12 protein-coding genes are annotated in these 12,668 nt (G+C 36.8%); 8 read left to right on the top strand and 4 right to left on the bottom strand.

The features are described from left to right. Nucleotides 1-2: 2 nt before the first annotated feature. Nucleotides 3-776, top strand: a complete 774-nt coding sequence (gene pgeF / locus BZK14_RS01345; RefSeq protein WP_077924814.1) for a peptidoglycan editing factor PgeF — start codon at nt 3-5, stop codon at nt 774-776. Beyond that, on the top strand, nt 773-1,165 hold the full coding sequence (locus BZK14_RS01340) for a hypothetical protein (RefSeq protein ID WP_077924813.1): 393 nt from the start codon (nt 773-775) through the stop codon (nt 1,163-1,165). Before pgeF ends, BZK14_RS01340 begins: the two co-directional genes overlap by 4 nt. A gap of 64 nt (nt 1,166-1,229) precedes the next feature. Here BZK14_RS01340 and BZK14_RS01335 read toward each other — a convergent pair whose 3' ends face one another. Then, nucleotides 1,230-2,144, bottom strand: coding sequence for a YwqG family protein (locus tag BZK14_RS01335; RefSeq protein WP_077924812.1), 915 nt, complete (start codon nt 2,142-2,144; stop codon nt 1,230-1,232). Nucleotides 2,145-2,225: 81 nt separating this feature from the next. Here BZK14_RS01335 and miaB point away from each other — a divergent pair, with 81 nt between their 5' ends. The 4 genes from miaB to BZK14_RS01315 all read left to right on the top strand — a co-directional run bounded on the left by miaB (nt 2,226) and on the right by BZK14_RS01315 (nt 6,803). Then, nucleotides 2,226-3,575 (top strand): tRNA (N6-isopentenyl adenosine(37)-C2)-methylthiotransferase MiaB, encoded by a 1,350-nt coding sequence (gene miaB / locus BZK14_RS01330; RefSeq protein ID WP_077924811.1) that lies wholly within the window; start codon nt 2,226-2,228, stop codon nt 3,573-3,575. 30 nt (nt 3,576-3,605) lie between these two features. After that, a complete protein-coding gene (locus tag BZK14_RS01325; protein WP_077924810.1) occupies nt 3,606-5,099 on the top strand; it encodes a leucyl aminopeptidase in 1,494 nt (497 codons plus the stop codon). Between the two features lie 105 nt (nt 5,100-5,204). Then, nucleotides 5,205-6,200 (top strand): type I glyceraldehyde-3-phosphate dehydrogenase, encoded by a 996-nt coding sequence (gap, locus tag BZK14_RS01320; RefSeq protein ID WP_077924809.1) that lies wholly within the window; start codon nt 5,205-5,207, stop codon nt 6,198-6,200. A gap of 183 nt (nt 6,201-6,383) precedes the next feature. Beyond that, nucleotides 6,384-6,803, top strand: a complete 420-nt coding sequence (locus BZK14_RS01315; protein WP_077924808.1) for a universal stress protein — start codon at nt 6,384-6,386, stop codon at nt 6,801-6,803. 55 nt (nt 6,804-6,858) lie between these two features. On the opposite strand, the gene BZK14_RS01310 is transcribed toward BZK14_RS01315, so the two are convergent. The 3 genes from BZK14_RS01310 to prfA form a co-directional block, all read right to left on the bottom strand. Next, nucleotides 6,859-7,794 (bottom strand): sigma-70 family RNA polymerase sigma factor, encoded by a 936-nt coding sequence (locus BZK14_RS01310; RefSeq protein WP_077924807.1) that lies wholly within the window; start codon nt 7,792-7,794, stop codon nt 6,859-6,861. 470 nt (nt 7,795-8,264) lie between these two features. Further along, the gene (locus tag BZK14_RS01305; protein WP_171973611.1) at nt 8,265-10,115 is read right to left on the bottom strand and encodes a bifunctional 2',3'-cyclic-nucleotide 2'-phosphodiesterase/3'-nucleotidase; all 1,851 of its coding nucleotides are present in this window, start codon (nt 10,113-10,115) and stop codon (nt 8,265-8,267) included. A 74-nt stretch (nt 10,116-10,189) separates the two neighbouring features. After that, nucleotides 10,190-11,278, bottom strand: a complete 1,089-nt coding sequence (gene prfA / locus BZK14_RS01300; RefSeq protein WP_077924805.1) for a peptide chain release factor 1 — start codon at nt 11,276-11,278, stop codon at nt 10,190-10,192. A gap of 87 nt (nt 11,279-11,365) precedes the next feature. Here prfA and BZK14_RS01295 point away from each other — a divergent pair, with 87 nt between their 5' ends. Next, nucleotides 11,366-11,674: an FtsB family cell division protein gene (locus BZK14_RS01295; protein ID WP_077924804.1), complete on the top strand. Its 309-nt coding sequence runs from the start codon at nt 11,366-11,368 to the stop codon at nt 11,672-11,674. Then, the gene (locus BZK14_RS01290) at nt 11,664-12,659 is read left to right on the top strand and encodes a YeiH family protein (RefSeq protein ID WP_077924803.1); all 996 of its coding nucleotides are present in this window, start codon (nt 11,664-11,666) and stop codon (nt 12,657-12,659) included. Before BZK14_RS01295 ends, BZK14_RS01290 begins: the two co-directional genes overlap by 11 nt. Nucleotides 12,660-12,668 lie beyond the last annotated feature (9 nt).

Here is a 12,668-nt window from a genome sequence, read left to right as displayed (position 1 = left end):
TCATGGCTATTGTCAAAATTGGTGATTTATCTGTTGTGCAACCTGATTGGAATGCACCTAAAAACATCAAAGCTTTTACAACAACCCGTATTGGTGGCAAAAGCCACCAACCATTTGATTCTTTTAATCTTGCTTTAAATATTGATGAAAATCGTGATGCAACGATCAATAACCGTGAGCAATTAATTCGAACATTAAAGCTACCTGAACCTCCTCGTTGGGTATCTCAGACTCATAGCACAATTGTGCATGATGTTAGCCAAATGGAAGCAACCTGTGAAGCTGATGCAACATTTACAACAGAAACGCATCAAGTTTGTGCAATATTAACAGCCGATTGCCTACCCATTTTATTAACCAATCAACAAGGATCTTTTGTGGCGGCAATCCATGCTGGCTGGCGCGGTTTATTAAATGGGATATTAGAGAATACACTCAAAGTTTCGTCTTTTTCAAATCATACAATGATGGCTTGGTTAGCCCCTGCCATTTCGCAAAAAGCATTTGAAGTTGGCCCTGAAGTGAGAGAAGCTTTTTTATGTAGCGATGAAAGCTATGAATCTTTTTTTATCAATAGCACACGAACAAATCACTATTTTGCCGATCTATATGGCATTGCTCGACAAAAGCTGGAAAATTTTGGCATCCCTAAACATCAAATATCAGGCGGAGATCACTGCACCTATACAGATGCGACACATTTCTATTCCCATCGTAGAGATGGCAAGGATTCAGGCAGACAGGCGACATTGATTTGGATGGAAGGATCAATATGAAAATTTATTACACATTTCCTGTTTTAATTATAGCAATAGTATCTGCCTGCACAACCCACCCTACAGCACCAAGAGCTATAACAACTTATGCAAATGCAGACCTTGAAAAACGTACCAAACAATATGACTGGGTTGCAGTACAAATAACACCTCAACCTTCTGCCAATCACCTTGCGATCAAAGTTTATTCTCGCAATGATGTCAAAATACGACAAACATGTCGTTATGAAGGCACTGCTACATGGAATGGCAAAGGACAATATATTACCCAAGAAAATATTGAATTTTCCTTTAAAGATACTTCTCTGATTATTGCAGGAGCTGAAGCCCCTCTATTCTATTATTGCTCTGGTGGAGCAAGTTTAGCAGGCACATACGAACAAATTTAATATTCTAATCCATCAAAAGGCGCAGACAGCGCCTTTTCATAAAATAACTTTTTATATTATATAACTAACAACAAGCCCAATCATATAAAACATTAGAGAAATCTCTATTTTTTAGATCTTGTTCAGAGATGAAAAACTGCATCGAACCACAATCCCCCAGCATTACATCACCCACACTATCTAACTGGAATAATAAGATTGTCCGATCATCATTATCACCACGAGGATCAAATTGCGTCAACATAGGATAGCCACCAATTGCATGACCTTGGCACACTTCAGTAGCCTGATCATATAAGGCCTCCATAACATCCTCACTGCTTTCTTCATCCAACTGATTTTCAGTGTAATCATGGAATTTCAAAAGATTCTCATCATTCAATGTTGAGATTTCCAATGATGGAATTGTATATTTCAATGAAGATGTAATGAGATAACTTTGACCCATGCTCAAAGCACCATAGCAATCATCACCTACAATTGCTGAAAGTTCGTTGAATTCTGCTAATGCAATATTCTCATCATTCTGGATAACTTCAGGAAAATAAATCACTTTATAACCTGTTTTACTGAAAGGTTCTTTAAATTCTAACCCCATCAAATCATCTGTGGCATCATTAAAAAAGCTCAACATACCCGTTTTCGGATAATGTCTTAAAAAATTATCTGTATTGCATGCTTCAAGCATCTCTATATCAGCAAAAATTTCATCCAAATTTAACTGAGCAATTAATGCTAATGGCTGGCCATCTTTATTGCGTGGATATTCTTGTTCTTTAGGGAAATATGCAACACCACATAACTTACTAGAATAAATATGACTTTCTACATCTATAGATTCATTTGCTGATAAACTAATGGTCAACTGTTCCATCTTTTTAAGTAAATCAATCAATGTTTGTGACAATGCTTCAGGATATTGAATTTCAGTAATCATCATAAGTTCATATTCGAATAGATAAAGCGCATAGTATGCCATAATTATTTCTTTCAGAATTTTTTCTGAAAACCGTGTAGAATTCACGTTATTTAACTCACAAGTTTTTATTATTTGAATTTTATGACAACCACCGAATTATCCCCTTCTAAAACTTTCTACATACAAACGCAAGGCTGCCAAATGAATGAGTATGACTCAAACAAAATGGCAGATAGCTTAAAAGTATTCTGTCAATTAGAAAAAACTGATGACGTACAAAATGCAGATGTCATCATTTTAAACACTTGTTCTATTCGTGAAAAAGCACAAGAAAAAGTATTCTCAGAATTAGGCCGTTGGCGCGAACTCAAAGCTGTCAATCCTAATATTGTTATCTGTGTAGGCGGTTGTGTTGCTAGCCAAGAAGGTGAACTAATCCGCAAACGCGCACCTTATGTTGACATTGTCTTTGGCCCACAAACATTACACCGCTTACCAAAAATGCTGAATGATGTTTGGAAAGGCAACGGAGCACAAGTGGATGTCACCTTCCCTGAAATTGAAAAATTTGACCATTTGCCCGAGCCGCGCGCAGAAGGGCCTTCAGCATTTGTTTCTATTATGGAAGGCTGTAATAAATATTGTTCATTCTGTATTGTACCTTATACACGTGGTGAAGAAATTTCTCGCCCTGTGCTAGATGTCATTGGTGAAATTTCATTATTAGCAGAACAAGGCGTAAAAGAGATCAATCTTTTGGGTCAAAATGTGAATGATTACCAAGGTGAAATGCCTGATGAATCCATCTGTGACTTAGCCCTATTGATCGAATATGTGGCAAAAGTAGAAGGCATTGAGCGCATCCGTTTCACCACCTCTCACCCTATCGCATTTTCTGATCGTTTGATTGAAGTTTATGGACGTGTACCCGAACTAGTTTCTCATTTACATTTACCGATTCAATCAGGCTCAGATAAAATTTTGATGGCGATGAAGCGTAATCACACCGCACTTGAATACAAATCAAAAATTCGTAAATTACAAAAAGTTCGTCCTGATATTTCATTATCAACTGATATCATCGTTGGTTTCCCTGGCGAAACTGCTGAAGATTTCGAAAGAACAATGGATTTAGTGAAAGAATTAAATTACGACATGTCATTTAGCTTCATATATTCTCCACGTCCAGGTACACCGGCAGCATCTTTACCAGATAATGTATCCATGGAGGAAAAGAAAGAACGCTTAGCACGTTTACAAGCGCAAATTACATCCCAAGTCAATGCAATTTCTGAAAGCATGGTCGGCACAACACAGAGAATCTTAGTGAGTCGCCCTTCCAGAAATGATCCAAAAATTTTAGCAGGCCGCACTGAAAATAACCGCGTTGTAAACTTTGAAGGCCCAGAAGAGTTAATTGGGCAATTCTGTAATGTTGTTATTACAGAAGCATTGCCAAATTCTTTACGTGGTCGTTTAGTTTTAGAGTAACCCATTGATAAAAATATAGGAAGGATATTCATGAAAATTCAACCAGTTTCATATCAATTAAGTAGTGATGAAATTCAATCGCTAGATACTGATATTTTAGTTGTTAACTGCTACGAAGAAGAGTTATCACCAGATGCAAAAGCACTTGATGCAATTATGAATGGTGAATTACAAGCTTTATTAGATTCTGGCGAAATCACAGGTAAAACAGGTTCAATCTTCCCTATTTTCAAACCTGTCAATTTAAAAGCGCGTTACTTAGTAATGGTGGGGTTTGGCGCACGCGACAAAGCATCCATCGAAAGCGTTGCTAAAGCAGTAGAAACAGCTACTTTATGGGCAAAAAAAACACCTGCAACAAACATCACATTTTCAATTTTAAGTAACTGCGGTAAAAAAACTTATTCGATTCCTAAAATCATCGAAACAATTAGCCATGCAACTTATACTTTTAATGATTATAAAAGCAAAAAAGATGAACAGCATGCGCAAACTTATAACATTAATGTTTCAACCATTACTGATGAGGTCAAAAGCGCATTTACATATGGCTTAGCTCTTGAAAAAGGTATCGACCTTGCTAAAGATTTAGGTAATACACCAGCTAACCATCTAACACCAACAGACTTATCTGATGTTGCTGATAATTTAGCACGTAAATATGATAATCTATATTGCAAAATTCTTAATGATAGCGCGATTAAACGCCAAGGTATGGGTGCAATTGTAGCTGTTTCACAAGGTAGCGTAGAAGCACCAAACTTTATTATCTTGGAATATCAAGGCGCGGAAGATCGCGAAGCTGCGCCAATTGTTTTAGTGGGTAAAGGGGTAACCTTTGATTCAGGCGGTATTTCATTAAAACCGGGCGCCGGCATGGATGAAATGAAATATGATATGTGTGGTGCCGCAACTGTATTAGGCACAATGCAATCTATTGCTGAATTACAATTACCAATCAATGTTGTTGCATTGATTCCTGCTGTTGAAAATATGCCATCTGGCTCAGCCATTAAACCTGGCGATGTTGTGACATCAATGTCTGGCAAAACCATCGAAATTTTAAACACTGATGCTGAAGGTCGTTTAATTCTATGTGATGCGTTAACTTATGCAGAACAATATGAGCCTAAAGCTGTCATCAATGTTGCAACTTTAACAGGTGCAATCATTGTTGCATTGGGTCACATTCCTACAGGCTTATTTGCAAATAACCAAGAGTTAGCCGACCAAATCATCGAAAGCAGTCAAGCAACATCTGATCGCGTATGGCAATTACCTATCTGGGATGAATATCAATCACAATTAGACAGCCCATTTGCAGACATTGCTAATATTGGTGCGGGTCGTGCGGGCGGTTCAATCACAGCAGCATGCTTCCTATCTCGTTTCACTGAGAAATATGCATGGGCACATTTAGATATTGCAGGCACAGCATGGAATTCAGCAGGTGCAAATAAAGGTGCAACAGGTCGCCCTGTTGGTTTATTGCTTGATTATATTGTCAAACAAAGCAAAGCCTAATTATTTAATCAATAAATGAGATAATTCAATTTAATATTTTCTGGCTATAGTAATATAGCCATTAATTATAGTGTAAATGCCCATTAAATAATCAAGGAGAAAATGATGGCTATTCGTGTTGGAATTAATGGATTTGGACGTATTGGTCGTTTTGTGATGCGCTTAGCACTTGAGCGTAATGATATCGAAGTTGTTGGTATTAATGACTTAATCGATGTTGATTATATGGCATATATGTTGAAATACGATTCAACTCACGGCCGTTTCAAAGGCACAGTTGAAGTTAAAGATGGTCAATTGATCGTTAATGGCAAAGCCATTCGCACAACAGCAGAAAGAGATCCTGCAAACTTGAACTGGGGCGCAATCAATGTTGACGTTGTTGTAGAAGGTACAGGTATTTTCTTAACTGACGAAACTGCACGTAAACACATCACTGCAGGCGCTAAAAAAGTTGTATTAACAGGCCCTTCTAAAGATGACACACCAATGTTTGTTATGGGTGTTAACCACGAAACTTATGCTGGTCAAGATATCGTTTCTAATGCATCATGTACAACAAACTGCTTGGCACCAATTGCTAAAGTATTGAATGACAACTGGGGCATCACTGAAGGTTTGATGACAACAGTTCACGCAACAACTGCCACACAAAAAACTGTGGATGCTCCATCTGCTAAAGATTGGCGCGGTGGTCGTGGTGCTGCTCAAAACATCATTCCATCATCAACAGGCGCTGCTAAAGCAGTAGGTAAAGTAATCCCTGAATTGAATGGTAAATTGACTGGTATGTCGTTCCGCGTACCTACACCAGACGTTTCAGTCGTTGACTTAACAGTAAACTTAGCAAAACCTGCAACTTATGCTGAAATCTGTGAAAAAATGAAAGCAGAATCAGAAGGTACTTTGAAAGGCATTTTAGGTTACACGGAAGATGCAGTAGTTTCTACAGATTTCTTGGGTGAAACTTGTACATCTGTATTTGATGCAAAAGCTGGTATTGCTTTAACTGATAAGTTCGTAAAAGTTGTTGCTTGGTATGATAACGAAATCGGTTATTCAGCAAAAGTATTGGACTTAGTTGCTCATATTTCTAAGTAATGTTTGATATATAAACCTGTAACACAAAAGCTTCGCACTGCGAAGCTTTTTTCTTAGGTATTAGAAAAAATTCATTAAATAAGAAAGAGTTGATATGCCTATTATCAAGGACATTTTAATGGTAATATCCTATACTAATAAGACACAACCGAAGTAAGTATATTTAATCTAAAAGGAGAGCACATGTATAAAAAAATCCTATTGGCTGTTGATGGTTCTGAAAACTCTTTACGTGCAACAGAAGAAGCAACAAAACTAGCAAAAATTGAATCAGATGCAATCGTTGATATTCTTTATGTGAATGTTCCACCTAAAACTGCACGTGAAATTTTATTAGAACCTTCTAAAGAAGAACAAGATAAAGCTAGACAAGCTCGCATTAGCCCAGTTGAAAAAATCTTGAACGATGCTGGTATTAAAAATAAAGTTTCTATTGTAACAGGCGAAGCTTCTCCAACCATTATTCAACATGCCAATACAACTGATGCAGATATTATTGTTATCGGAAGTCGTGGCCTAAATGCTGTACAGAAATTTGTATTGGGTGGCGTCAGCAATGAAGTTGTACAAAAAGCAACCATGCCAGTATTATTAGTAAAATAATCATCACACCAATTTAATCATAAAAGTCCCTATCATAGGGACTTTTTTATAATCATTAACAAACTTCGTATTGTTTAATCAAATACTCTCTAATCTCTTTCAATGCTTTCATCTGAACTCTACGCACTTTTTCACTGGTCATATTTAATAAGTTACCAACTTCAGCATAAGTTTTCGCCACATCATCTCGTAAACCAAAACGCTCCACAATTACCGCTCTAGCTTCATGATCTAAAATACGTAAACCTTGATCTAGGGTATTTAATAAAGAGTCCTCTTCCATCATCCCCAAAGCATTATCCGTACGATTTTCACTGGACAACATATCCAATAATGAGCCTTGATCTTCATTCACTTCCATATCTAGTGATAAAATCATCTCATTATCTAACAATAACTCTTCAACTTCAGCGATCGACTTATTACAAGCTTCTGCCAACTCAGCATGTGTTGGCTCTCTATTCAATGTTGATGACAATTCACGTTGTACTTTCAGTACTCTATTGATTGCTTTATGTAAATGAATCGGCAAACGCACTGCCCGTCCCGTATTCATAATATCTCGCTCAATAGCATGGCGAATCCACCAAACTGCATATGTTGAAAATCTATAATTCATTTCAGGATCAAATTTTTCTACTGCTTGCATCAAGCCGAGATTACCTTCAGAGACTAAATCAGATAATGCCACATCTCTATTGCTATAACGCTTAGCAACAGCAATGACTAATCGCAAATTACTTTCAATCATTTTCTGACGTGCTTTTTCATCGCCTTGTTTTACTAAATAAGCGAGCTGTTTTTCCTCATCTGCCGTCAGCAACTTATTACTTGCTAATTCACTAAAGTACATACTTAAAGAATCTGAAACATCTATATTACTGCGCTTATCATGACTAGTAATAATACTTGAAAACTCTTCAACATTATTGACTTGATCATGTGGCACAATCTCATTATCAAAATCGCAATCTAACCCCTGCTTATTCATTGGCAAACCTTTTAATACTTATATTAAATCATTGTTTCTGCGAGGCATAATATAGCCAATAAAATAGCAGTCAAAATAAAAAACATTTATGAGATTGATTTATAATTTTTATAATGATCTAAAAATATTGATGTAAAAATAACTTATACATTTCAGCTTTCATTCAGTTTCAAAATATTACATTTAGCATAAAATGCATACAATCAGAATACATTGATTAACAATTAGACTATTAAAATATACTTATTTCTCTTTGTTTTTATTATATTTTTATTCAATATTTAATCTATGTAAATTTACATAGGAATATTCTAATAATCAGCTACCTTTTATTCATATTTTTAACTAATAATCAACAATATATTTTTGTCTAAAATTTATACATATAATTCTATTATATTAACAGCTTTCCATATATGCACTTTGAGCCAAGTCAAAAAAATTAGCCTTACATGAATAATAGTACATAATTACAAAATATATGACCGTATTTTATACAAAGCAAACTTTTGTGCGTCATACAGACCACTAAATGTAACTTTAGGGTTATTTCCAATAATATAATCGAAGTCTTGCGACGTTGGCGATGTTTCATAAATCACATTATTAGCTTTACCCATAAATAAAGACCAATTTCGCTCAGCCACTACATTAACTACACCAGAACCTTGCACAATATTTTGTAAGTATAGTTCAATAATTGCAGGTATTTCATCAGAGGAAAGCGCTACTACCTTCGCTTCTCCACTGCCGGGAAATTTGCCTGAATAAGCACGATACTGATTCGTTGCCAACATAAACTCAGCATCACTCAAAACTGGCTCACCTTTGTACGTTAAATCAAAAATCCGCTCACTATCAGGGTTAATAAGCATACAATCACCGTTATAACGGCGAGGATGCCTAGCATCAACCCGATAACTTAAGCCTCCCTTAATCACATCTCGATTATACCCTCGATGACTTTCCCAATTAATCAAATATTGTTCTTCATTGTGCTCATGAATTTGATGATAAATGCTGTTAGCGCATTCCAACCATTCTTTTAACTCTTTCCCTGTGACTTTGATCAACGCCAATTGATTATTAAAAGGATAGAGATCTGCAACATTTTTGAAAGTGAATACGCCTTTTTCGATCCAAGTAAAATCATAAGGTGCATTCTTTCGCCCTCCCACTTTAAAAGCAGGCACAGCGCTTAATAGTGGCAAATCAGAATATTCAGCTTGACCCAATTCGTGCAATAACTGTTTGGCATACCAAAGTTGAGCATCTGCAACTAATTGCGTACAAGCATCATCTTGAATTAAAGACAATGAGCTTGAAAATAGCGTTTGATTTTCTCCAATCGGTGCATTCATCCGCTCTTTAGCTAATTCATGTGCAGGTTCTATGAGGCGAAATAATAGCGATTGAAATTGCTCACGCTGTTGATTCTCTATCAGTGATGCTGAGCCTTGAATAATACCCCACTTCTGATCACAATATTCCAAATCAAAATCAATCACACCAAGATATTGCCCAAAGGAACCAGCCATTACAATTGGTAGATCAAAATGATATTCATCATCTGGAAAAGTGCTGTGTGCATGCCCTGCTACGATTACATCAATATCTTTAATTTCTGCTAAAAATTGGATCACATTTTCAGCGCCCAATTCATAAGGGCGAGTTGCAAAACCTGAATGTGCCAACACGATGATTAAATCAGCTCCTTCTACCTTTATTTTAGGAATTGTTGAAGTGATCGTTTCTATAATATCTTCAACATATAGCTCTTCATGATCTTTTGCATAGTCCGCAAAAATTTTGTGGTTCCACATTGTCACTTGCGGTGGCAAAGCACCAATCACACCAATTTTCATTGTTTTAACTTCACCTGAATCCAATATGATAGCTTTATCTAAAATCACATAAGGCTGAATCCAAGGTTTATTATGGCCATTGATGATATTGGCATTCACAATTGGATATTGAATATCGTTCATCATTTTTTCTAAAAATTCGATACCAAAATCAAATTCATGATTGCCCAGCGTTCCCACATCATATTTAAGCTCATTCATGATACGCACCATAGGATGCATGTTCTCTAATGAATAATCACGCAGATAATTACCAATCGGGTTTCCTTGTAGGAAATCACCGTTATCCACTAATAATGTATTGGGGTAATTTGCTCGAATATCTTGAATCACATCAGCTAAACCCATTAAACCAAAATCTGCCAAAACATCATCACGGTAGTAATCATAATTGGTTACATGCGCATGAAGATCTGTGGTTGCTAAAATTTTTAATTGGGCACGCTGCTTATTCAAAATATTCCTCATACATTAATAATTATATTACTAACCATATAACACAAAACCGCCCAAAGGCGGTTTCAAACTACTTATGATTGCTCACTTAATGCAGCTAACATATCTGCTTGGTGTTCTTGAATCAATGGTTCGATCACTTGATCCAAATCGCCGCCCGTCACATCTTCTAACTTATACAATGTTAAGTTGATACGGTGATCTGTAATGCGACCTTGCGGGTAGTTATAAGTACGGATACGTTCAGAGCGATCCCCTGAACCAACCAAGCTACGACGGCTGTCACTCATTGCTTTTTGCTCTTTTTCACGCTCAGCTTCCAGCAAGCGTGATGCCAATAAACTCATTGCACGTGCACGGTTTTTATGTTGCGAGCGCTCATCCTGACATTCTACTACTGTGCCTGTTGGTAAATGTGTGATACGAATCGCTGAGTCAGTTTTGTTAACGTGCTGACCACCTGCACCTGACGCACGGAATGTATCCACTTTCAAATCAGCAGGATTAATATTCACTACCTCTGTTTCAGGTACTTCTGGTAAAATTGCAACAGTTGCAGCAGATGTATGCACACGGCCTTGTGATTCTGTTTCAGGCACACGTTGAACACGATGTGCGCCTGATTCAAACTTCAAGCGGGAATATGCACCATGACCGATCACGCGTGCAATGATCTCTTTAAAGCCACCATGTTCACCACGGTTTTCAGAGATAATTTCAACCTGCCAACGACGCTCTTCAGCATAACGTGCATACATATTAAATAAGTCACCCGCAAAGATTGCAGCTTCATCACCGCCTGTACCCGCACGAACTTCTAGGAAGATATTACTATCATCGTTAGGATCTTTTGGTAATAACAAAATCTGCAAATTCTTTTCTAACTCTTCTTGGCGCGCTTGTAATAACGGCAACTCTTCTTTTGCCATTTCTTTTAATTCAGCGTCGCCACTATCCAACATGTCTTTAGCTTCTGTTAAATTAAATTCATTAGTTTTCCATGCTGTGAATTCATCCACAACAGGCGATAACTGAGCATATTCTTGTGATAGCTCACGAAATTTGTTTTGATCGCTGATAATATCTGGCTCAGATAGCAACACGCCCACTTCTTGATGGCGCTCAATCAACTGATCTAATTTATGGATAATCGATGGATTCATAAAGTTCTACTATATTATTCTAGAAATAGATAAAATGGTTATTATCGCAAAATATTTGCGCTTCGTGTACCCGATAGGACAAAATTTATGAAATGGCTGCATGTTTTCTTAGCTTTTATGGCTGGGATTGTTTTTTATTTTATTCATCATCTTTGGTTTGATGAAGAACAAGGCGTTCACGCCATTACTCATTTAGAGGCACAAATTGCTGATCTAGAAGCACAAAATAAACAACTAGAAGAGCGCAATAATGCCCTAGAAATCACTATTTCCAGTTTAAAAAATGATGTCAATTCACAGGAAGAATTAGCCCGCTACAAACTCGGCTTAATTCAAGAAGATGAAACCTTCTATCAAATTCTCCCTGAAGAGGAAGAAAATAAAAATGAAAAATAATCATATAATTACGGGTATCTTGATCTGTTTTATCATTGGGATCATCGCATTTTATTTAGGCAAAAGCTTTCCACTCATTGGTGGCGCTGTTTTTGGTATCACGATTGGTATCGCTTTAAATGCGATTTTTTCTAAACAAGCAGAAAGTATCAGCATTGGTACAAATTTTACGGGGAAAAAATTCTTACATTATGCCATTATTTTATTAGGCTTTGAGATGAGCATCTCTGATGTTATTTCAGTAGGCTTAAGTTCATTATGGATTATGTTGTTCACATTACTAGCAACCTTCATCACAGCTTATATCGTTGCCAAAATATTAAAAATAGATTTTATCACAGGTACATTGATCGGCGTTGGCACAAGTATTTGTGGCGGTTCAGCAATCGCCGCCACTGCACCTGTTGTGAATGCAAGCAATCAACAAATATCTTATGCAATTGCGACAATCTTTTTATTCAACATCATCGCTGTTTTTCTCTTTCCTGCATTAGGTCATTTGCTTCACATGCACAATGAAGCCTTTGGCATTTGGGCAGGCACAGCGATTAACGATACTTCTTCTGTATTAGCTGCGGCGTATTCTTACAGTGATGAATCAGGCGCTTTAGCAACCATTGTTAAACTCACGCGCACCTTGATAATCATCCCAATCACCTTTGGCTTATCCATTTATATGGCCAAAGCGCAAACTGCCAATACAGATTATAAATTTGAGCTCACTAAAGCAATTCCCTATTTCATTACTGGCTTTGTCATCACAACCATCATTAATTCTTTAGGTTTCATTCCAAGTAGCATCACGCATTTTTTAGCACAATCAGGGAAGTTTTTAATCATCGTTGCAATGGTTGGCATTGGTTTAAATACTGATTTAGCAAAATTGCTCAGAAATGGTATTAAACCCATCATCATGGGCTTAGTTTGTTGGACTGTGCTTTCTATCGTTGCGTTAATTATGCTGTATTTTATGGGCTATATTTAATAGCAAGGG

Origin of the sequence: Wohlfahrtiimonas larvae, from assembly GCF_002006755.1 — a bacterium.
In the GTDB taxonomy this organism is placed as follows: Bacteria; Pseudomonadota; Gammaproteobacteria; order Cardiobacteriales; family Wohlfahrtiimonadaceae; genus Wohlfahrtiimonas; species Wohlfahrtiimonas larvae.
This window is presented reverse-complemented; position numbering and strand designations above follow the sequence as displayed.

Bases quoted from the DNA above. Each gene is read 5' to 3' on its own strand.
- BZK14_RS01290 (WP_077924803.1), top strand. From the start codon at position 11,664: ATGAAAAATAATCATATAATTACGGGTATCTTGATCTGTTTTATCATT.
- prfA (WP_077924805.1), bottom strand. From the start codon at position 11,278: ATGAATCCATCGATTATCCATAAATTAGATCAGTTGATTGAGCGCCAT.
- miaB (WP_077924811.1), top strand. From the start codon at position 2,226: ATGACAACCACCGAATTATCCCCTTCTAAAACTTTCTACATACAAACG.
- BZK14_RS01325 (WP_077924810.1), top strand. From the start codon at position 3,606: ATGAAAATTCAACCAGTTTCATATCAATTAAGTAGTGATGAAATTCAA.
- BZK14_RS01315 (WP_077924808.1), top strand. From the start codon at position 6,384: ATGTATAAAAAAATCCTATTGGCTGTTGATGGTTCTGAAAACTCTTTA.
- BZK14_RS01340 (WP_077924813.1), top strand. From the start codon at position 773: ATGAAAATTTATTACACATTTCCTGTTTTAATTATAGCAATAGTATCT.
- BZK14_RS01335 (WP_077924812.1), bottom strand. From the start codon at position 2,144: ATGGCATACTATGCGCTTTATCTATTCGAATATGAACTTATGATGATT.
- gap (WP_077924809.1), top strand. From the start codon at position 5,205: ATGGCTATTCGTGTTGGAATTAATGGATTTGGACGTATTGGTCGTTTT.
- BZK14_RS01295 (WP_077924804.1), top strand. From the start codon at position 11,366: ATGAAATGGCTGCATGTTTTCTTAGCTTTTATGGCTGGGATTGTTTTT.
- pgeF (WP_077924814.1), top strand. From the start codon at position 3: ATGGCTATTGTCAAAATTGGTGATTTATCTGTTGTGCAACCTGATTGG.
- BZK14_RS01310 (WP_077924807.1), bottom strand. From the start codon at position 7,794: ATGAATAAGCAGGGGTTAGATTGCGATTTTGATAATGAGATTGTGCCA.